This window comes from Sinomicrobium oceani, from assembly GCF_900119185.1.
In the GTDB taxonomy this organism is placed as follows: domain Bacteria; phylum Bacteroidota; class Bacteroidia; order Flavobacteriales; family Flavobacteriaceae; genus Sinomicrobium; species Sinomicrobium oceani.
The window spans coordinates 119294-141994 of sequence record NZ_FPJE01000014.1; the positions used below are offsets into that span (position 1 = coordinate 119294).

The following is a 22701-nucleotide window of genomic DNA, read 5'->3' on the forward strand; positions in this document are numbered from 1 at the left end:
AATTACAGATCGGCGATCTGGTTTATTTTATTAAAAGATGCCACAATACCTTTGATCAGCGACGAGCTGAGTCCGCTGTGTTCCATTTCGTTGAGCCCTTCTATGGTGCACCCGCGTGGTGTGGTTACCCTGTCGATCTCTTCTTCGGGATGGTTACCGGATTCCACCAGCAGGGTAGCGGCCCCCATACAGGTATGCATGGCAAGTTCCTGGGCTTCTTTGGCATCAAACCCGAGCTGAATGGCCCCCTGGGTCGTAGCGCGTATCAGGCGCATCCAGAATGCTATACCACTGGCACAGATCACGGTTGCAGCACGCATCTGGTCTTCCGGAATTTCTATGGAAGTTCCGAGTTTATTGAAAATAGCCCTGGCCAGTTCTACCCGTTGCTTTCCTTTTTCATTACTGCATACACAGGTCATGGATTTGCCAACCGAGATGGCCGTATTAGGCATACTGCGTATGATGTAATGATCCGTACCGATCACGGATTCGATCTTCCTGATCTTAAATCCGGTTATGGTGGAAATAAGCACGTGTTTCTCATTGAGAAGATCCTTTATTTCGTGCAGGATGGCTTCGAATTGTCCGGGTTGAACGGCAAAAATGAGGATATCCGAATGCCGGACGGCTTCGCGATTGTCTGCGGTGACCTTGACATTACCATACTCTTCCCAGCTTTTAATGGCTTGCGGATTTCTTTTGGTCAGGTAAAGTGTGGTTACCGAATTGCTGACAATAAGTCCTTTGGCAATGGAAAGCCCGAGGTTTCCGGTTCCTATGATGGCTATTTTCATGGTTTGATTATTTTAAAAATACGATGCTTTCAGTTCCAGCCCGAGGGTCTCTTCCAGTCCGAAGATCAGGTTCATATTGTGTATGGCCTGTCCCGATGCCCCTTTGGTGAGGTTATCTATAACAGATGTGATAAGCAGCTTGTTCCGATGTTTATGAAGGTGGATAAGACATTTGTTGGTGTTCACCACCTGTTTCAGATGCAGTTCTTTGTCACTTATCGTGGTAAAAGCCGCATGTTTATAGAATTCGCGATATAGTGTTTTGGCTTCTTCGAGGCTTTTGCCGAATGTGGTGTATGCCGTGGCAAAAATTCCCCTCGAAAAATTTCCGCGGTTCGGCATGAAAAGCACGTCGCTGTCATACGAGGGTTGCAATTGTTTCAGGCTTTGCCCGATTTCGCCGAGATGCTGGTGGGTAAACGGCTTGTAATAGGAAAAGTTGTTATCCCTCCACGGAAAATGCGAAGTCGGGGACATGGAGGTCCCTGCACCGGTAGCTCCTGTCACTGCATTTACATGAATATCTTCCTCGAGTAACCCGGCTTCGGCAAGCGGAAGCAGTGCCAGTTGTATGGCCGTGGCAAAACACCCGGGATTGGCGATATACTGTGCGTTTTCGATATCTTCTTTGTAGAGTTCGGGGAGCCCGTACACAAAGTGTTTTTCCTGGAAAACCGCATCCGGGGTGAGTCTGAAATCGTTACTGAGGTCAATGATCTTCGTATGTTCGGAAAAGGTGTTAGCCTCCAGAAATGCTTTGGAATTGCCGTGACCGAGGCACAGAAACAGTACGTCTACATCCGGAATGATCTCGTTTGTGAATTTCTGAGTGGTTTCTCCGAGAAGGTCCTGGTGTACATCACTGAGGGGATTTCCGGCATTGGAAGTGCTGTACACAAACCGGATAGCTGCAGCCGGGTGATGCAGTAGCAATCGTATTAATTCTCCTGCCGTGTATCCGGCGCCACCGATTATTCCTGCTTGTATCATTATTCTGAAAATTTTAGAAGTGAGTGGTTATCTGTTTCCGGAAAAAGGAGAGGTGCGGGGTAAGGAGCCTCCCCCTTTACGGGATATCCGGTGCAGCCCTAAAAGGCTGTTTCCGGAAAAGATTAACTCATTTTGTTTACGTGATAATAGATCTTGTTCTGGTTTGCGTTGATCTTGATAAATCCTTTGGCATCGTCTGCCGACCAGCCTTTATTCATTTCGCCGTAGCTTCCGAAAGAAGCATTCATCAGGTCGTGTGCAGACGCTATACCGTCTACGACAAAGCGATAAGGGTAAAGGGTGACAAAGACGTCCCCCGAAACATTTTTCTGGGTATCGGCGAGGAAAACCTCGATATTTCGCATTACCTCGTCGAGATACTGTCCTTCGTGGAGCAGCATACCGTACCAGTTGGCCAGGTATTCCTTGTGGTGTTGCTGCCATTTGGTGAGCACATGTTTTTCGAGGGTGTGGTGAGCTTTGATGATCAGCAGGGGCGCCGCGGCTTCAAAACCTACTCTTCCTTTGATCCCTATAATGGTGTCTCCTACGTGAATATCGCGTCCGATAGCATATTCGGAAGCCATACCGTTGAGGATCTCGATATTTTTTGCAGGGTGGTTTTCCTGATCGTCTATAGCAATCAGCTCGCCTTCCCTGAACGTGAGTTTTACTTTTTGTGCACCTTCTTTTTTCAGCTGGCTGGGATACGCTTCTTCCGGAAGGGAAAGGTTGGAGGTCAGGGTTTCGTCTCCACCTACACTGGTGCCCCACAATCCGCGGTTAATAGAATACCGGGCTTTTTCCCAGGACATCTCCACACCGTTCTTTTGCAGGTAGGCGATCTCTTCCTGTCTGGAAAGTTTTTCATCGCGTATGGGAGTGATGATCTCGATTTCGGGCGCCAGGATCTGAAAGATCATATCGAATCTCACCTGGTCGTTTCCGGCACCGGTACTGCCATGGGCTATATATTGAGCACCTATTTTCTTGGCGTAATTTACAATTTCAATGGCCTGAACAATCCTTTCGGCACTTACGGAAAGCGGGTAGGTGTTGTTTTTAAGTACGTTACCGAAGATCAGATATTTTACGACTTTGTCGTAGAAGGTGTCTACCGCTTCTATATTACTGTAGGTCGTTACCCCGAGTTTCAGGGCCTTTTCTTCGATATCCTTTTTCTCTTCGGGAGTAAATCCTCCGGTGTTTACGCTTACTGCGTGAACTTCATATCCTTGTTCCTGGGAGAGGTATTTTGCACAATAGGAAGTATCGAGTCCGCCGCTGTATGCCAAAACAAGCTTTTTCATTGTAATTTTTATTTAAATTAAGTGGCGCAATGTACTGGTTATGAGTTTGAAATGTGATGTATTGATCCAAGGTCTTTTACCGTTGTACAACGCTGTGTTTTATTTATTTCCTTTTAATTTGTCCATTACTTTTTTCAGGCTTATAAATCCTTCTTCTATGGGAATGATAGAATTTTTGGACGTTTTTTTCTTGTTGAGAAAGAGGGCCTGTTTTATATTTTTCAACCTTTGGAGCACTTTACTGTTGTAAGGATGCTTTTCTTCGTTGTTTTCCTTTTCCTTGGGGTCATACATCATCCCGGTACACAGGCACATCTTTTGTTGTGTCCTTTGCAGAATGTCGTAGTTCTTACAGGTCTGACAACCTTTCCAGAAGGTGGGATCGTCGGTAAGTTCGGAGAAGGTTACGGGCCGGTAACCCAGCTCGTAGTTTATTTTCATGACGGCAAGTCCCGTAGTGATACCGAATATTTTGGCATCCGGGTATTTCTTCCTGGAATGATCGAAAATGGCCTTTTTGATCTTCTTGGCCAGGCCGTGGTTCCTGTAATCCGGATGTACGATAAGTCCGGAGTTGGCCACGAACTTTTCGTGTCCCCAGGCTTCAATGTAGCAGAATCCCGCAAATTTATCGCCGTCCAAAGCAATGACCGCATTGCCGTGTTCTATTTTCGAAATAATATATTCCGGAGTTCTCTTGGCAATACCAGTGCCTCTTACCTTGGCCGATTCTTCGATCGTATCACAGATAAGGGAAGCGAATTTTATATGCGACTTGTCAGCAATAACAATGTCCATCTTTGCTTATACTTGGTTGAAAAAATAAAATATGATTTTCTTCGAAGGGGGAACCGGACTCACCTGGGTTCCAGAATTAGAAGTACACCCTTACGGGCGACGGGGAGTACGACGCACAACAGGACGGATCGCTGAAACCGGAAGTCTCAGGAAAACTGAAGTAAATATGTTGTGGGTGTTTTGCATTTTTCTATCAAAAAAATAATGAGGTTTATAAAAAAAAATCAATGCGTGATAACCTCAGTTACTTGTTTTTCACATTGCAATAGTACAAAATAAAATCCTTTCGGTGGCCAATCTTTCGTAAAGGATTTGTTAAATTTGTAACATTCTTATTTTCTAAAACTGAGGAATGCGGAGAACTGACGTGGTATTTTCCCTGGAAGACAGGGAAGGATTTAAGGAAAGGCTACTTTTATGGGCGCAGCAACACACCGAGATTATATGGCTGGACAGTAACAATTACCGGCATTTATACCCCACATTTGATGCGGTACTGGCAGTGGATGCCCTTACCGCGATAAAAACGGACTATCACCATGCTTTTGATGACCTGAAAGAATACCAGACCGTGACGGCCGACTGGATATTCGGTTACCTCTCTTACGACCTCAAGAACGATGTGGAGCGCCTTACTTCGTCTAATGCGGACCAGCTTGGGTTTCCGGACCTGTACTTTTTTCAGCCGAAAAAGCTCATTTTCATCCGGGGAGACCGGGTGGAGTTTTGTTACATGCCTATGGTAGATGACGAGATCGCAACAGATTTCGAAGATATAGCGAAGGTACAAAGTGCCCCGGCAGCCGTATCCGGGCAGCAAAAGGCGCTGATCAAAAGCAGGATATCCAAAGGAGAGTACATAGATAAGGTGGGACAGTTGTTGTTGCATATTCACAGAGGAGATATTTACGAAGCCAATTTTTGCCAGGAATTTTATGCAGAAGGCCAAGAGCTCGATCCGGTACAGACGTTTTTCCGGCTCAATGCGATCTCCCGTCCTCCTTTTGCCGCTTATCTACGTCTCGAAGACAAATACCTGTTGTCGGCTTCTCCGGAACGTTATCTCAAAAGAAGCGGAAACCGGGTGGTCTCACAACCCATCAAAGGTACGGCAAGACGTGCTGCTACCCCGGAAGAAGACCGCAGACTACGGGAAGAACTCGAAAACACGCCCAAGGAACGATCGGAAAATATTATGATCGTCGACCTGGTGCGTAACGATCTGTCGGTAACAGCCAAAAAAGGTAGTGTTGTGGTAGAAGAATTGTGCAGGGTGTACACCTTTGAGCAGGTTCACCAGTTGATATCTACCGTAGCGGCAGAGGTGGAAGACCACATAGCTTCGGTCGATATCTTGCGTTCCACATTTCCGATGGGAAGCATGACCGGGGCGCCCAAAATATCGGCTATGAAGATCATCGAGGAGCTGGAATCGTCCCGGAGAGGGTTGTACAGCGGTGCCGTTGGCTATTTTACGCCTTCGGGAGACTTCGATTTTAACGTGGTGATCCGTAGTATCCTGTACAATGAAACCGATCGTTATGTCTCTTTTACCGTAGGCGGGGCCATTACCGGCGGGTCGGACCCGGAACGGGAATACGAAGAGTGTATGCTCAAGGCGCGAGCCATGCGGCGCGTATTGGAGGAATGATGAAAAAATAGGGGCTGACGATTATTCCTGAGGTCTGAAAAAATATTTGGGACTTTTGGTATGCTGCGGTGTATTACTGGTGAGTGGTATGACCCCTGCCCGAAAATATGGAGGTATTTTTGGCTTTGGAGAAGAACTTTTATTTTAGCCGGATGTTAGCATCGTTTGAAGAACATATAGACAAACATTTTCCGTTTTTACGACAGGCACGGTTGCTGATCGCTATCAGTGGCGGGATAGACAGCGTGGTACTGGCACGGTTGTGTGATCAATCGGGCATGAAGATCGCGTTGGCGCATTGCAATTTCCACCTGCGCGGAGCGGACAGTGACGACGATGAAGAGTTTGTCCGGAAACTCGGGACAATCCTGAACGCACCGGTCTATACCCAACATTTCGATACGCGGAAATACGCTGCGGAAAAAGGTATGTCCATACAGCTTGCGGCCCGGGAACTCCGCTATGCCTGGTTCGGTCGGTTGCTGGGCGAAGGAAAAGGAGCTTATCTGCTTACGGCCCATCATGCCGATGACAGCCTGGAAACATTCCTGATCAACCTCTCGCGGGGTACGGGGATCGAAGGCCTTTCGGGAATCCCTGCAGTGAACGGTAAAATAATACGTCCGCTGCTGCCTTTTTCCAGAGAAACGCTCAAAGGTTACCTGCTGGAACAGCAATGGACATGGCGGGAAGACGTCAGTAATTCGGACACGAAATACCTGAGAAACAAGATCAGGCACCAGATGGTACCGGAACTGAAATCCCTGTCTCCCGATTTTCTTAAGCAATTCGGGCGTACGCAACAGCATCTTGCCGAATGCGGGCTCATTGTCGAAAATTATATCGAAGGGCTGCGAAAAGACCTCTTCAGGCAAGAGGGAGACCGCCGTATCGTTGCTGTAGACAAACTGGAACAACTGCATCCGCAGGAAACCTGTTTGTATTATCTCTTCAGGGAATTTTCCTTCCCGGTTGCGGAAATACAGAAACTGCTCAGGGCTATGTCCGGCAAAAAAATAACATCGGAAAAATTTATCATGGTGCGCGACAGGGAACACCTGCTCATAGAACCCATAGCACAGGAAGAGACCGGAGCATCTTATTTTTTTATCACCGATGATATCCGCGAAATCGGATATCCCGTTCGCCTGTTATTTTCGGAAGGGGATAATGATGTGATAAACCCGGGAAACGGGGTGACAATTGATAAAGATAAGTTAAACTATCCGTTAAAATTGAGAAAATGGGAAAAAGGCGATTATTTTTACCCTCTTGGGATGACTAACCGTAAGAAACTGAGCAAGTTTTTTAAAGATGAGAAAGTTCCGGTGCTCGACAAAAACAACACCTGGCTATTGTGTTCCGGCGATGCTATTGTCTGGGTTATAGGATATCGGCTCGACAACCGTTTCAAGGTGACCGCGGAAACCGTAAATACCCTGAAAATCTCTATACATAGCGAAGCGAAGAATGAAAACTGACATAACAAATAAAACCAATTGATCTGAAAATTAATACACACAAAAAAAATTACAACATAATAATGAAACACATCCTTCCTATATTCACCGGGTTATTATTTCTGATTTTTATACCGAGGGTTTCGGCACAGGCAGAACAGGTAAGCTGGGAGACCTCCGTAGAAAAAGTATCGGACACGGAATACGAACTCGTGATCCGGGCTTCCATTGTCGAAAACTGGCACCTTTATACGACGAATATTCCGGAAGGAGGGCCGATACCGACTTCTTTTACCTTTGAAGGGGAGGGGACGGACTTCGAACTCGAAGGCGATATCCTGGAGAGTGAAGCTCACATGGAGTACGACAATATTTTTGAGATGGAACTCTCGTATTTTGACGGGGAGGCTGTTTTTAAACAAAAAATTAAATTGCTCAGGCCGGACGTCACTTCCATACAGGGACTGGTGGAATACCAGGCCTGTGATGACAAGAGCTGTATTTTTTCTGATGCGGACCTCGCTTTTGCTCTCGACGGTGGAACGGCGGAAGTAAAACAACTGGAGGTCGATGAGAAGAGTACCCTGTTGTCTAAAAAACTGAAGCTCGATCTGCAAAACCCGGAACTGCTTCGCGGGGAAGATGACGGAGCGCAGGAGGGAAATAGTCTTGCGGGAATATTTATTCTTGGTTTTCTCGGCGGTTTGCTGGCATTGCTGACACCTTGTGTATTTCCGATGATCCCGCTGACCGTATCGTTCTTTACCAAGCAATCCGGAACGCGTAAAAAAGGCATCAGCAATGCCATTTTGTACGGGGCGTTTATCGTACTGATCTATGTATTGCTGAGTTTACCTTTTCATTTCCTGGATTCGCTTGATCCGGAAATACTCAATACGATCTCAACCAATGTCTGGCTCAATATAGCCTTCTTTGTCATTTTTGTATTCTTTGCTTTTTCCTTTTTCGGCTATTACGAACTGACCCTCCCGAGTTCGTGGGGGAATAAGATGGATTCGGCTTCGGGAACAGGGGGTGTTATCGGGATTTTCTTTATGGCGCTGACGCTGGCTATCGTGTCTTTTTCGTGTACCGGGCCCATTCTGGGATCATTACTCGTGGGGTCGCTCACGGCCGAAGGCGGGGCAATACAACTCACAGCGGGGATTACAGGCTTTGGTTTTGCCCTGGCACTGCCTTTTGCCTTGTTTGCCCTTTTTCCCAACTTGCTGAATTCCCTGCCGCGCTCCGGAGGATGGATGACCACGGTAAAAGTCGTGCTCGGGTTCCTGGAACTGGCACTGGCCTTTAAATTCCTTTCCAATGCCGATCTCGTACAACACTGGGGAATTCTTAAAAGAGAAATATTTATCGGGATATGGGTGGTGATCTTTGCCCTGATGGCATTGTACCTTTTCGGAAAAATCCGTTTCCCTCATGATGGTCCCCTGAAAAAACTGGGCTTTTTACGGTTGAGTACGGCCGTGCTGGTCTCTGCCTTTGTCATGTACCTGGTATCCGGATTGTTCGGAGGGCATCTCAAAATGCTCAGTGGTTTTCCACCCCCGGTATTTTACAGTGTCAAACAACAGGAAAGCGAGTGTCCCCTTGGACTGAACTGTTTTAAGGATTTTGATGAGGGACTGGAATACGCCAAAGCCCATAACAAACCTATCTTACTCGATTTTACAGGATGGGCCTGTGTGAATTGTCGAAAAATGGAGGAGAACGTATGGAGCGTGCCGAAGGTCTATGAACTGCTCCGTGACGATTATGTATTGATATCCCTTTATGTCGATGACCGTAAGGAACTCCCGGAAGACAAGCAGTTTAATTACCAGCTGGAATCAGGCCGGGTAAAAAAGATCCGTACCATAGGAGAGAAGTGGGCCACTTTTCAGGCGATAAATTTCCATACGGCATCACAACCTTATTACATTATCATGACTCCCGACATGGAGTTGCTGGGACCGCCGCAACAATATACCGATACGGATACGTATTTCAACTGGTTAAAGACCGGGACGGAAAGTGTTAAATAATAACGTCTTTTTATGACGAAATGTAAAAGTGCGGTACGCTCCGCACTTTTTTGTTTTATATTTGCCGGATCATCGAGACTGAAATATCCGGTGCGATCTCCCGACACTACAATGTTGCTTTTAACATGCTTCCCGGGAACGGATCGGGTAGTTTTCTTCGGTAATACATCACATACTAACAACACTGCAATGAAGAAATTCTCCTTATTACTGCTTACGCTGTTTCTTTCCGTATCCTGCCTGGCACAGGAATACGACGTCAAAGCACACTACGATAAGCAGGAAGTAGCCATTACGATGAGAGATGGTATTAAACTGCATACCACTATTTACAGCCCTAAAGACAAAACCCGCAAATATCCCGTAGTCATGCAGCGTACGCCGTATAGCTGTGCACCTTACGGAGAAGGACAGTACCGCTCCAAGATTGGGCCTAACGAGACGATGATGAAAGATGGATATATCATCGTGTACCAGGATGTTAGAGGCCGGTGGAACAGTGAAGGGGTTTTTGACAATATGAGGGCTTATATTCCCCGGAAGAAAAGAAGACAGACCGACGAAGCTTCCGATACCTACGATACGATAGACTGGCTCGTAAAAAACGTGGCCAATACTAACGGGCGCGTCGGTGTATGGGGTGGATCTTATCCGGGATTTTATTCCACATACAGCCTGCTCGATGCGCATCCTGCATTGAAAGCGGTTTCTCCGCAGGCGCCGATAGGCGATTTTTTCTTTGACGACTTTCATCACAACGGGGCGTATATGCTGAGCTACTGGAGGGTAACACCACTATTCGGGCATATGAAAAACAAGCCCGTCACCGAAGCCTGGTACGAACTTCCCGACCTGGGAACACAGGACCAGTACCAGTTTTTTCTCGATGCCGGTCCGCTGACCAACCTGGACCAGTACTTTAAAAAAGATAATGTGTTCTGGCAGCAGCTCAAGGACCATCCGAATTACGACGAGTTCTGGAAACCAAGAGGTATTATACAGCATCTCAACAATATAAAACCTGCCGTGATGGTCGTGGGCGGATGGTTTGATGCCGAAGACCTTTACGGGCCTTTATCGACCTATAAGGCGATGAAGCGCAGTGGAAATTACAATACTATTGTCATGGGGCCTTGGAGCCACGGAGACTGGACCCGGTTGCATAAGCGACAGGCAATAGGAAATGTGTATTTCGGGGATGATATTTCTGAATTTTACCAGAAAGAGATAGAAACCCGTTTTTTTGACCATTTTCTCAAAGGAAGCGGGGATAAAAACTCCGGTTTGCCGGAAGCTTATATGTTCGATACCGGAAAGCACGAATGGCAGAAGTTCGATACCTGGCCACCGGAAAATACGCGTAAGGAATCGTACGGTATGGGCAGGAACCAGGCATTGTCCCGGGTTATGACCATGGAATACTCGTACCAGGAGTTTGTCAGCGACCCTAAAAAACCGGTTCCGTATTCCGAAGATATCAAGGTTGTATTTACGCCCCGAAAGTACATGACCGATGACCAGCGTTTTGCGGCGAGAAGACCGGATGTCCTGGTCTTTGAAACACAGGTGCTGGACGAAGACATGACCCTGGCGGGAGATATTCTGGCAAAGCTCAAGGTGTCCACCACAGGTACGGATGCCGACTGGGTGGTGAAAGTCATAGATGTTTTTCCTCCGGATGCGGAGGATGACGAAGAAACCCAGGAGTATCTGAAGATGAGCAATTACCATATGATGGTGCGGAGCGAGGTGATGCGGGGAAGGTTCCGAAACAGTTTTGAGAAACCGGAACCTTTTGTTCCCGGTGAAGTTACCGATGTCCATGTGAAATTGCAGGATGTGTTCCACACCTTTAAAAAGGGACATAAAATACAGGTACAGGTGCAAAGTACCTGGTTTCCTCTTATCGACCTGAATCCGCAGACTTTTGTAGACAATATATTCTATGCCAAAGAAGAAGATTTTCAAAAACAGACCCACAGGGTGTATAACGCTTCGTCCATAGAGTTTACTGTCCTGGGGAAAGGCGACTAAGATTTTGCCCTATCATCGTTGTTCCTGGTATAGCTATGATTTCCGGGAACAAGGATCGTATTATACGTATTGTTCCATTAACACTGATTTTAACCGACCCTTATGAAAAAAAATACTTCTTTTATTGCTTCTGTACTGTGGTTATGCTGCGGGATATCCGCACTATACGGCACACCGGACCCCAAAGACACCCGGCTTTTATCGCAGCCGGCTCTGAGTGACACCCATATCGCATTTATTTATGCCGAAGACCTGTGGGTTGCAGGTAAAGATGGTTCCAACCCGATACGGCTTACCATCGACGAAGGAGTAGAGTCGAACCCGGTCTTTTCACCCGATGGCTCCATGATCGCATTTAATGCCGAATACGATGGTAACACTGATGTCTATATCGTACCCGTAACCGGCGGTGTTCCCCAAAGACTCACCTGGCACCCTTACGGTGATATGGTCAGGGGATTTACACCGGATGGAAAAAAAGTGCTCTTTGCTTCGCAGCGGAATACATTTACCAACAGGTACACCCAGTTGTTTACCGTAAGCGTGGAGGGCGGAAATGTTACCCGGCTGGAAATTCCCAATGCGTACTGGGCTGATTATTCCTCTGACGGGAAACATATGGCTTACACGCCTTTACGGGATGTTTTTTCGGAGTGGAAACACTATCGGGGCGGTACCATATCGCGTATATGGATCTATGACACGGGAGATCACTCCGTTGATGAGATCCCCAAACCCGAAGGCGGATGTAACGACACTAACCCGGCGTGGATGGGGGCCGACGTATATTTCCGCAGTGACCGGAACGGAGAGTTCAACCTCTTTTCCTATAATACGGAGACTAAAGAAATAAAACAACTTACCGATTACAAAGACTTCCCGGTGATCAGTTTGCAGGCGGGCAAAGGGGAGATCATCTATGAGCAGGCGGGATATCTGCACCTCTACGACGTGTCGTCCGGAGTGTCGGAACGCCTGAAGGTGGGGATAGCTACCGATTTACTGGAATTGCGCCAGCGTTTTGTGTCGGGATCCGATTATGTCCGGAGCGCGTCCGTTTCTCCGTCCGGGGCACGGGTAGCGTTAGATTTCAGGGGGGAGATCGTGACCGTACCTTCCAAAAAAGGAGATCCGATGAACATAACCCAGACACCAGGCGTACATGAACACAGTCCTCAATGGTCACCGGACGGAAAGTCTATCGCCTATTTTTCGGATGCCGGGGGAGCGTATGCCATACATATCAAAGACAAAGAAGGCAAAGGGGAAGCTAAAGTGATACCACCCGGAGGAACCGGTTTTTATGCGTATTTACACTGGGCTCCCGATAGTAAAAAATTGTGTTTTTCCGATAACGGAAGAAATCTTTATGTGGCTGATGTGGCTTCGGGAAAAGTGACCAGGATTGCTTCTGATGAACGCTATGTGCCCGGGGTTTTTCGTGAATTGTTCGGAGACTGGTCGGCAGATTCCAACTGGGTAGCTTATACAGTGATTACCGATACCCATTTCGAAAGGGCATACCTGTATGCCGTTAACGAGCAGAAATCGTATCCTGTTTCGGATGGTTTGTCCAGCGTATCCAGTCCGGTGTTCGATCCTTCGGGAAAATATCTTTATATGCTGGCATCGACCGATGCGGGTCCGGTACTGAACTGGTTCGACCAGTCTTCCATAGATATGAACATGACCAATGCGATCTACCTTGTAACGCTTCAGAAAGCGGTGAAATCGCCATTTGCACACGAGAATGACAGAGAAGAGACGGGAGGAGAAAAAGCGGATCAGGAGAAGAATAAAAAGAATACTAAAGATAAAGACAAAAAGCACCCCGGGCTGAACATAGACTGGGATGGCCTGGAGTACCGCATTGTCGATTTCCCGTTGTCTCCCGGTACATATGCCGATCTGGGCATAGCCAGGGAGGGCGAATTGTTCTATATCGTGCAGGCACCCTACGGGGGAACTTCCATGCTGCACAAATACGACCTCAAAGAAAGGAAGGACGAAGAGCTTATGCCGGCAGATGCTTTTGAGATTGCCGGTAAAGGTGAAAAAATGCTGTACCGGAGCAAGGGAAAATGGGGAGTGGCCGATACGGGGAAGAAACCTGATAACGGGGTGCTGAACACAGAAGCTATAAAGGTGAAAACGGATCCGGTAGCAGAGTGGGACAATATTTTTGAAGAAGCCTGGCGTGTAAACCGCGATTATTTTTACGATCCCGGCATGCACGGGGCCGACTGGAAAGCCATACGGGAGAAGTATCGTGTTTTTTTACCGGATCTGTCTTGTCACAGTGATCTCTATCGCGTGATGGAATGGATGTTCAGCGAACTGGCAGTGGGACATCACCGGTTTAACAGCACGGGTGATCGTCTGCATCGCCCGGAATATATCGGAGGCGGATTGCTGGGTGCGGATTATGTAACCGACGGTAACCGTTACCGTTTTAAAAAAATATACGGCGGGCTCAACTGGAACCCGGAGATGAGGTCCCCGCTTACGGAACCCGGCGTGGATGTAAGGGAAGGAGACTACCTCATTGCTGTAAACGGCCGGGAAGTCACCGCAGCAGACAATCTGTACAGTTTTTTTGAAAATACCGCGGGCCGGGAAGTTCGTCTTACCGTAAACAGCAGTCCCGGTAAGTCGGGGGCAAGAGAAGTGAAAGTAACACCGATAGCTACCGAGTGGGCCCTGAGAAACCGTGATTGGGTGGAGGGTAACATGAAAAAAGTACATGAAGCCACAGACGGGCAGGTAGCTTATGTCTATGTGCCCAATACGGCTAATGCCGGGCACGAATATTTTAAACGTTACTTTTTTCCTCAGGCCAACAAAAAGGCTATTATCGTGGACGAGCGTTTTAACGGGGGCGGATATCTTGCCGATTATTACATAGATATCCTGAAAAGGCCCGTACAGGCCTACTGGAATTTTCGTTATGGAGCCGATCTCAAATCACCCAGTGCTTCTATACAAGGGCCGAAAGTAATGCTGATCGACGAAACAGCAGGTTCGGGAGGTGATTTTCTGCCCTGGATGTTCCGTAAGTTCGGATTGGGCAAGATCATAGGAAAACGGACATGGGGCGGCCTGGTCGGCGTATTGGGGTATCCGCAGTTTATAGACGGAGGGTCGGTAACGGCACCGAATGTCGCCTTCTACAGCGAGGAGGGCTTCCGGGTAGAAAACGAAGGTGTAGCGCCGGATATCGAAGTGGAGCAATGGCCGGAAGCGGTCATCGAAGGCAAAGATCCGCAACTGGAAAGGGCTATAGAAGAAGTGATGAAGGAGTTAAAAGCCAATCCTCCGAAGACGATGAAACGTCCCGCACATCCTGTCCGGGTTAAGCGCTGAGCCCGGTGTGGTTATAGCCTATAAAATACAGGCCCTGTCGCTCTGCTTTTGCCGGTAGGGGGGCAGGGTTTTTTAATCTCCGAAAAATGATCGCATCATCACCCGGAGACTTATAAAGGCCATAACAATGGCTCCTATACCCATGATCAGCCCTATGATGAGCACCGGCCAGTAAAAAGGGTGTTCCTGATTCTTAAAAGCCTGGTAGATAACTATAGGGGCCCCGAACATCAGCATCAGGGTATATGCGAAATACTGCAGGCTTTTCATGAATAATTTCCGGTCTGTCCTTCTCAAAATACAGTAGTTTTATGATTTGTTGTCCAGAGCTCTGCCGGCTTGTATGGCATTACGGACGTTACGGTGTTTTTGCAGGAGTTCGGTGGCGGCGGCCCTCGAAATACCCAGTTCGTCCATCAGCATCCGTATTCCGCGGTCTACCAGTTTGTCATTGCTGAGTTGCATATCCACCATTTTGTTTCCCTTCACTCTTCCGAGTTGTATCATGGTCGTTGTCGAGATCATATTGAGTATGAGTTTCTGCGCGGTACCTGCCTTCATGCGGGAACTGCCGGTAACAAACTCCGGTCCGACTACAGCTACGATGGGATAGGCTGCCACTCTCGATAACGGGCTGCCTTCGTTGCAGGTAATACAACCGGTGATAATACCGTTTTTGTTACAGGCTTCCAGTCCGCCGATGACATAGGGCGTAGTTCCCGAAGCAGCGATCCCTACAACGACGTCCTGCGAAGAAATGCGGTACTCCGAAAGGTCTCTCCAGGCTTGTTCCCGGTCGTCTTCGGCGTTTTCCACGGCTTTACGGATAGCACGATCTCCCCCGGCAATAAGTCCCGTTACCAGTTCTTCCGGTACTCCGTAAGTAGGCGGGCATTCCGAGGCGTCGAGGATACCGAGGCGCCCGCTGGTTCCGGCTCCTATATAGAACAACCGCCCACCGCTTTTGAGTTTCTCCGCAATCTGCGAAACCAGCGCGTGAATCTGCGGAATGGCTCTTTCTACGGCAACCGGGACCGTCTGGTCTTCCTTGTTGATATGGATAAGAACCTCATTGATCGACATTTTTTCCAGGTCCTGGTGGGTAGATTCTTGCTCGGTGGTTTTTATAAAATCCATAATTTTGAGGTGCAGGGTGTTTATATAATGCTAAATATCGAGGTCAAACTCCTTTCGCAGGTTTTCCAGAAGCGGATTGGTCTCCACCAGTTTCATGTATTTTTCCTGTGGAGTAAATGCGTATTTCCGCTCCGTTTTTTCGTTGACCGTAACGTGAAGGCTTATAAAGTGGTTTTTTAATTCCGTTTTCAGGTATTCCATGAGCGGAAACTGGTCGCGTTCCACTTCTTTTTTCATGGTGTCGTTAGGAAGCTCGATCCAGATCGTATTATTGCTTTTCAGTTTGGGCCGGTCGGTAGCCAGGTTGGAAGCTATGATCTTTTTTCCCTTTTCGTTCATCATACCTACATAAGTGTCCCAGGCCTCCTGCATCTCCTCTTCCGTAAAGGGTTCGCGGGGAAGTTTGGATTCGTCGACATAGGTTTCCTTCTTGTTTTTCTCCAGTTCTTTTTTGGCCCGGATACTGGAAAGGGATAATCCGGAAACGTGTTTCCTCCGGATGTCTATATTTCCGGAAGCCGTATCCTGTTGAGTTGTTTCGGGTTCTGCTGCGGGTGTTTCTGTAGGAGTGCTATACGCCGGAGTGCTTTCTGCCACGGCTGTTTCCGAGGCTGCAGGAACGCGGACCGGATGTCCTTGCGATTTCCCTGCATGTACTGCGGTAGCTCCTGTCGTTTTTGCTGCCGGTGTTCCTGTTCCTCCCTGCCGGAAATGGGAAGGGGGAATTATGAAGTGTATGTCATTTTTTTTTTCTCCATCGTAAGTGATGGAGGCAAGCTGCATGAGACAGAGTTCGACGAGTAACCGTTGATTTTTACTCGTTTTGTAGTTCAGGTCACAGGTGTTAGCCAGTTCTATGCCCCTCATGAGGAAGTCGAGTGAAGCTTTCCGCGATTGTTCCTGGTATTTTTGTTTAGCTTCATTACCCACTTCGAGCAGGGGGATGGTAGCTTCGTTTTTACACACCATAAGGTCCCTGAAATGCGAGGCAAGTCCGGCGACAAAATGATGGCCGTCGAAACCACGTGCCAGGGTTTCGTTAAAATCTACCAGCAATTGCGGAATATTGTTTTCCAGGATAAGGTCTGTAGCCTTAAAATAGGTATCGTAATCGAGTACGTTGAGATTTTCCGTTACGGCCTGCCGTGTAAGGTGTTTCCCGGAGAAGCTTACGACCCGGTCAAAGATAGACAAGGCATCGCGCATGGCACCGTCGGCTTTCTGTGCAATGATATGCAAGGCATCGTCTTCGGCGTCTATTCCCTGGTTATCGGCGATGTATTTCAGGTATTCGGCCGCATCCCTGACGGTGATACGTTTGAAGTCGAATATCTGGCACCTGGAGAGGATGGTAGGGATGATCTTGTGTTTCTCGGTCGTGGCCAGTATAAAAATGGCGTGTTTCGGAGGTTCTTCCAGCGTCTTCAGGAATGCGTTAAAAGCTGCCTGGGAGAGCATGTGTACCTCATCGATGATATATACCTTGTATTTTCCGGATTGCGGGGGGATACGGACCTGGTCTATCAGGTTCCGGATGTCGTCTACCGAGTTGTTGGAAGCCGCATCCAGTTCGAAAATATTGAAAGCAAAGTCTTCTTCCGGATTTTCCACACCTTCCTGGTTGATTTTCTTGGCCAGGATACGGGCACAGGTCGTCTTACCGACACCCCGCGGACCGCAAAAAAGCAGTGCCTGTGCCAGGTGGTTATTTTCTATGGCGTTGAGCAGGGTATTTGTAATAGCCTGTTGCCCCACAACATCTTTAAAGGTCTGGGGACGGTATTTACGTGCAGAAACTACAAATTGCTCCATGGAAAAATCTTTACGTCACAAAGATAAAAATTGCGTTGGTATTTTGGGAGGGAACCTGTGAATTTTCCCCGGAGTTGTTAACAACATCGGTGCGGAAAAACGATGGGCCGGGTTCGGACCGATAAAAAGGAACGGGGAACAGTGTTTCCGTAACAGATTGCTGTTCCCCGTCGGTGAGTGTTGTGGAAAATATTTACTGGTTGCCAAGTATAAGCGGCATACCGTCTTTTCCGGAACCGATGACAATGACTTTGGCATTTTGTGACTTGGACAGCTCCAGGGTAGCCTGTATACCTTTTTCACGGATGATCTGGTCCGTGAGGGAGGCATTGAGGATACGGTTGGCATTGGCCTTACCTTCGGCCTCGATACGTTGGCGTTCTGCTTCCTTCTCCGCTTTTTCCAGGCGGAATTCGTATTCGAGCGATTCCTGTTCCTGTCTCAGTTTGGTCTCAATAGCCGTTTTTATGGTCTTCGGTAGAGTAATGTCCTTAACCAGGATTTCGTTGAGTTGTACGTATTGCTGATCGAGAATCTTTTTGGTTTCTTCCTGGATCTCGTTTTGTATGGCATCTCTTTTGGAAGAGTAAAGCTGTTCCGGCGTGTACCGGCCAACGACACTACGCACGGCCGAACGTATGGCCGGACGGATGACACGGTCTATATAATTCTCTCCCTTTTCCCGGTGCAGTGATCCGAGCTTGTTATAGGCCGGCTGGTGCCAGGCAGTGGCATCTACACCGATCTCGAGCCCGTTGGAAGACAGTACGAGCATTTTTTCGGACAGCTCCTGTTGCCGTACTTCATAGATAAAAACCTTGTTCCAGGGCAGTACAAAATGAAAGCCTTCGCCCATGGGAGGCTCATCTGTAACTACGCCGCCCCCGAAGGTTTTGTATAGCACGCCGGCTTCTCCGGAACCTATGGTGATTGTCGATTTGAACAGGAATATTAAAAGGATAACAATTCCTAAGATAAGTGGTAATCCGATTTTTGGTAGTCTGTTTACATCCATTATATATTGATTTTTGATTGTTTTTGGTAGTGAAAATGTAAGGGATGGGCGGCAGGATGGGCGGTGTCTGCTTAGATCAGCCCGCGGTATTTGCGCAGAAACCATTCTGCCGAAAGCAGGAGAATGATGATAAACAGCAGGATTCTCCAGTCCACCAGGGGAACTTTTTCTTCCTTGCTTTTTTGTACCGGTTTGAAAAGGTCGCTTCGGGTGAGTGTCAGGTACAGGCTGTCACTCACCTTCTGGTAACTGACCATGCCTCCGGAATGACCGGCCAGTTTGCGCAGCGCAACCGCATTGGCCCTTGTGTATTGTTGTTCCACATCAAATTCGAGAATACGGAATTGTCCGGAACGCTGTATGTTTTCACCGTCTACACGGACTCCAAAGGTATAGGCTCCTGCCTCCAGGTCGCTCAGGTCGGCTTCGTAGTAATTTCCCCGGAGCAGCATGGGATAGTTCCTGGATGTGCTTTTTTCCTTATCCGTAACCCGGATATGCAACGAGGCTTCCGGATTAAAGACATAATTGTTATCGAAGAACTGGGCAGAGATCACTACGGGAGAGGTTCCGTCATAGATGGTCTCATATGCTGTTTCGAGCCGGTTCCTCTTCTTGTTGGATGCGAGGTAGAAAACGAGTTTGCTCACAAATTTGTCGAACTGGTCGGCATTACCATTTTTAAGATGGTCCTGCATCCGCCATTTCCAGAGGTCTTCCCCGAGGAGAAGCGCGGTTTTTTTATGGTTATTCTCCGTGGTCAGCAGCAGGGGATTCAAGGTGGCAATACCTTCTGTCTGTTGAAAAAGAATGGTTTCGTACGGATGGTGTATCGCAACATCTCCGAACAGAACCCGTAGCGGGGGGAGTTGTGAAAAACCGATATCATCCAGGGCAAATACCGGGTAGCTGGCGTTGAAACTGCCCTGTGCTTCTTCGGTAAGGTTACCGGGGTCGCGGGTAAAATTGTGCTGCACCTTGTTCAGGAAATCCCAGTCGGTATGGATTCCGCTGATGATAAACGTATTTTTTCCTGTTTTTTCGATATGTTGCATCACTTTTTCAAACCGGGTATCGGGCTGATACAGAATAACGAGTTGATAATTGTCGATACGGCTGACCGGCAGCTCGGGTTTACTGATGGTGACATTACGTTCTTCGTTCGATTCGATACTCTTTTTGAGGGTGCCGATATCGGGGTGTGTCATTGCGGATACGACAAGGACTTCTGTTTTCTGATCGATGACCTCGATCCCGAATTCCTTGATATTGTTCCTGGTATTTTTTTCGTCGTCCAGCGGAACGAGCTCTGCATGAAAGGTGAGACTTCCTTTTGTAGCGGCGTCGAGATGTATTTCGATGATCTCGGATCTCTTTTCTTCCGAAAAATTAACCTTGCGGCTAAACACGGTGTTGTTTCCGGATCGTATGCGAAAAACGGACTGTACGTCGCTTTTGCCTTCGTAATTGAGGATAACCTCTACGGGGAATTTGTTCTTGTAATAGGCATAGCGATTGACGTTGAGCCTGCTTATCCGGAGATCTTCATGTATGGTCGTATCACCGAGAACTACAGGATAGACGGGAACAGGAAAATTCCGGGAGGTGTACGTATAGTCTTCTCCGTAGGTCTGGTTTCCGTCCGTAAGCATAATTACGGCTCCTTTTTTGTCGCGGTAGATATCGCGGAAAATCTTCAGGGCCTGGCTCAGGTCGGTATGCCTGTCTTTGAAATCGTTATTTCCGCCGTCGCGGAGTTGTGTTCCGAAGGTGTAGTCGTGTATGGAAAACTTTTCGGCAAGTTCTTTGTCCTGCCGAAGGGCAGTGAGTAGCTCACCGAGCTGTTGCTGTTGGTTCAGATAAGGGATAGAGGAGGAGTTATCGGCCACGATGGCCAGTTCGGGTTTTTCCTCGTAGACGGTTATTTTCCGGAATTCCGGGTTGATGAGCAGTAGCAGTATGGCATATACCGACAGGAAGCGCAAAAAAACAAAAAGCAAGTGTTGTGGTGACTTGCCTTTTGCTTTTCTGTATTGCCACAGGGCTGCGAGTAACGCAACTACCCCCGCTATGATAAGGTATATAACCGACATAGAATAATCTTGATGAATAAAGAAAACGTTCGTTCGGGAACGCAACAGCTTATCAGGTAAGCATACCGCCGTCTACATGAAGCACCTGCCCGGTAATATAAGCACTCATATCGGAGGCGAGGAAAACACAGGCGTTGGCTACATCTTCCGGAGAACCGCCGCGTTTGAGCGGGATGGAATTGCGCCATTCCTGTACGATCTTCTCGTCCAGTACCTCGGTCATTTCGGTTTCTATAAAACCGGGGGCAATGGCGTTACACCGAATGTTACGCGAACCGAGTTCGAGTGCTACGGATTTGGTAAAACCGAGAATACCGGCTTTGGAAGCGGCATAGTTGCTCTGGCCTGCATTACCTTTTACGCCTACTACCGAACTCATGTTGATGATGGAGCCTTTGCGTTGTTTCAACATGGTCCGTTGAACGGCTTTGGTCATATTAAAAACCGATTTGAGGTTGACTTCGATAACGTTGTCGAAATCTTCTTCGGAAATCCGCATCAGAAGGTTGTCTTTGGTAATCCCAGCATTGTTGATCAGGATGTCGATACTCCCGAATTCTGCGAGGACCTCTTCTGCCAGTTGCTGGGATTCGTCAAAACTTGCCGCGTTGCTTTTGTATCCTTTGGCTTTTACACCTGCTGCGGTAAGTTCTTTTTCCAGTGCTTTAGCAGCTTCGGCGGAAGCGCTGTATGTAAACGCAATATTGGCGCCTTCACGGGCAAAAACCTGTGCGATACCTCTTCCGATTCCCCTGCTTGCGCCGGTAATAATAGCTGTTTTTCCTTCTAAAAGTTTCATTCGATTTTGTTGTTCGTTTTTAATAAATCATGCGAAACGGGCAGGAGACATGACGGTTAAGGTTCCGGTGCCATGTCGCCGGACTATTTCTGAAAAAAATCTGTCTTCGGTAAAAGACGGAACGGAGCTATTAGCCGCAATTTCCGTCTTTTACCTGGTTAATTTTGACCAAATATAGCAAATTGATACAGCACAAAACAAAAATCGTTCCCGATTTAGCATTGATTTGTTATAAGAAGTTTAGTATGATGGTCTTACGCGTTCCGGTTTTTTGACGGGACGCCATACGAGGCTTTTTTATACCTGTTCTTTTACCGGTGGTCGCTGCCTGTGGTCAAACGATGACCGGGAAGTGTCTTTATAAAAAAAATCCACCAACCCGAAGGCTGATGGACGTTGTACCTCCGGGGAGGTTATGTCAGTAAGTGTTACCCGAGTACTTCGGCAACTTTTTTACCGATCTCCGCAGGTGAATCCACAACATGGATACCACATTCTTTCATGATTCGTTTTTTGGCTTCGGCGGTATCGTCGGCACCACCGACAATAGCTCCGGCATGTCCCATCGTCCGTCCTTTCGGAGCGGTTTCTCCGGCGATAAAACCTACAACAGGCTTCTTATTGCCGTTTTCTTTTACCCATCGTGCGGCATCTGCTTCGAGTTGTCCGCCGATCTCCCCGATCATAACGATACATTGGGTTTCGGGATCATTCATCAGCAATTCGACAGCTTCTTTGGTGGTGGTTCCGATGATGGGGTCTCCTCCGATACCGATCGCTGTGGTGATTCCGAGTCCCTGACGTACGACCTGGTCTGCGGCTTCATAGGTCAGTGTTCCTGATTTGGAAACAATACCTACATTTCCTTTTTTAAAGACAAAACCGGGCATAATTCCTACTTTGGCCTCTCCGGGGGTGATAACACCCGGACAGTTAGGTCCTATGAGCCTGCAATCTTTATCTTTGATGTAGTCGGAAGCAGTGATCATGTCTGCAACCGGAATACCTTCGGTAATGGTGATAATCACTTTAATACCGGCGTCTGCGGCTTCCATAATGGCGTCTGCGGCAAACGCAGGCGGAACAAAGATAATTGAGGTATCCGCCCCGGCCTGATCCACGGCATCTTTTACCGTGTTGAAAACCGGACGGCCCAGGTGCTCCTGACCTCCTTTTCCGGGAGTGACACCTCCTACCACGTTAGTTCCGTATTCTATCATCTGTTCGGCGTGGAAAGTACCTTCACTTCCGGTAAAACCTTGTACGATTATTTTTGAATCCTTGTTGACTAAAACACTCATTGTATTTGAATTTTTAATAGGCTATGCAAAAATAGGGTTTTATATGGATTATCCGTTACGCTTTGGCCTTTAATCTTGGCGGCAAACTGTTATTTTTTT

General features: G+C 47.7%; 16 protein-coding genes. 5 read left to right on the forward strand and 11 right to left on the reverse strand.

Features of this window, described 5'->3' with window-relative positions; genetic code table 11:
- Window positions 1-2: 2 nt before the first annotated feature.
- The 4 genes from proC to BT112_RS13560 form a co-directional block, all read right to left on the reverse strand.
- Window positions 3-797 carry a pyrroline-5-carboxylate reductase gene (gene proC, locus BT112_RS13545; protein ID WP_072317927.1) on the reverse strand — a complete coding sequence of 265 codons (795 nt, stop codon included), beginning with the start codon at window positions 795-797 and terminating at the stop codon, window positions 3-5.
- Between the two features lie 12 nt (window positions 798-809).
- On the reverse strand, window positions 810-1787 hold the full coding sequence (gene argC, locus BT112_RS13550) for an N-acetyl-gamma-glutamyl-phosphate reductase (RefSeq protein WP_072317928.1): 978 nt from the start codon (window positions 1785-1787) through the stop codon (window positions 810-812).
- A 122-nt stretch (window positions 1788-1909) separates the two neighbouring features.
- Window positions 1910-3097 (reverse strand): argininosuccinate synthase, encoded by a 1188-nt coding sequence (locus BT112_RS13555; RefSeq protein WP_072317929.1) that lies wholly within the window; start codon window positions 3095-3097, stop codon window positions 1910-1912.
- 99 nt (window positions 3098-3196) lie between these two features.
- Window positions 3197-3895 (reverse strand): GNAT family N-acetyltransferase, encoded by a 699-nt coding sequence (locus BT112_RS13560; protein WP_083564930.1) that lies wholly within the window; start codon window positions 3893-3895, stop codon window positions 3197-3199.
- 352 nt (window positions 3896-4247) lie between these two features.
- Here BT112_RS13560 and BT112_RS13565 point away from each other — a divergent pair, with 352 nt between their 5' ends.
- From BT112_RS13565 to BT112_RS13585, 5 genes are all read left to right on the forward strand, one after another.
- Window positions 4248-5546 (forward strand): anthranilate synthase component I family protein, encoded by a 1299-nt coding sequence (locus BT112_RS13565; RefSeq protein ID WP_072317930.1) that lies wholly within the window; start codon window positions 4248-4250, stop codon window positions 5544-5546.
- Between the two features lie 107 nt (window positions 5547-5653).
- Window positions 5654-7027, forward strand: coding sequence for a tRNA lysidine(34) synthetase TilS (tilS, locus tag BT112_RS13570; RefSeq protein WP_245777042.1), 1374 nt, complete (start codon window positions 5654-5656; stop codon window positions 7025-7027).
- Window positions 7028-7089: 62 nt separating this feature from the next.
- Entirely contained in the window at window positions 7090-9048 is a 1959-nt protein-coding gene (locus tag BT112_RS13575; RefSeq protein WP_072317931.1) for a protein-disulfide reductase DsbD family protein, read from the forward strand.
- A gap of 189 nt (window positions 9049-9237) precedes the next feature.
- Entirely contained in the window at window positions 9238-11082 is a 1845-nt protein-coding gene (locus tag BT112_RS13580) for a CocE/NonD family hydrolase (RefSeq protein ID WP_072317932.1), read from the forward strand.
- 102 nt (window positions 11083-11184) lie between these two features.
- Entirely contained in the window at window positions 11185-14445 is a 3261-nt protein-coding gene (locus BT112_RS13585) for a S41 family peptidase (protein ID WP_072317933.1), read from the forward strand.
- Window positions 14446-14517: 72 nt separating this feature from the next.
- Here BT112_RS13585 and BT112_RS13590 read toward each other — a convergent pair whose 3' ends face one another.
- From BT112_RS13590 to sucD, 7 genes are all read right to left on the reverse strand, one after another.
- Window positions 14518-14742 carry a DUF6095 family protein gene (locus tag BT112_RS13590; RefSeq protein WP_245777043.1) on the reverse strand — a complete coding sequence of 75 codons (225 nt, stop codon included), beginning with the start codon at window positions 14740-14742 and terminating at the stop codon, window positions 14518-14520.
- Between the two features lie 12 nt (window positions 14743-14754).
- On the reverse strand, window positions 14755-15582 hold the full coding sequence (gene murQ, locus BT112_RS13595; RefSeq protein ID WP_072317934.1) for an N-acetylmuramic acid 6-phosphate etherase: 828 nt from the start codon (window positions 15580-15582) through the stop codon (window positions 14755-14757).
- Between the two features lie 30 nt (window positions 15583-15612).
- Entirely contained in the window at window positions 15613-17394 is a 1782-nt protein-coding gene (locus tag BT112_RS13600; RefSeq protein ID WP_072317935.1) for a DNA polymerase III subunit gamma/tau, read from the reverse strand.
- Between the two features lie 193 nt (window positions 17395-17587).
- A complete protein-coding gene (locus BT112_RS13605; protein ID WP_072317936.1) occupies window positions 17588-18409 on the reverse strand; it encodes a prohibitin family protein in 822 nt (273 codons plus the stop codon).
- A gap of 71 nt (window positions 18410-18480) precedes the next feature.
- Window positions 18481-20502: a hypothetical protein gene (locus BT112_RS13610; RefSeq protein ID WP_072317937.1), complete on the reverse strand. Its 2022-nt coding sequence runs from the start codon at window positions 20500-20502 to the stop codon at window positions 18481-18483.
- Between the two features lie 52 nt (window positions 20503-20554).
- The gene (gene fabG / locus BT112_RS13615; RefSeq protein ID WP_072317938.1) at window positions 20555-21301 is read right to left on the reverse strand and encodes a 3-oxoacyl-[acyl-carrier-protein] reductase; all 747 of its coding nucleotides are present in this window, start codon (window positions 21299-21301) and stop codon (window positions 20555-20557) included.
- Between the two features lie 428 nt (window positions 21302-21729).
- The gene (gene sucD, locus BT112_RS13620; protein ID WP_072317939.1) at window positions 21730-22602 is read right to left on the reverse strand and encodes a succinate--CoA ligase subunit alpha; all 873 of its coding nucleotides are present in this window, start codon (window positions 22600-22602) and stop codon (window positions 21730-21732) included.
- Window positions 22603-22701 lie beyond the last annotated feature (99 nt).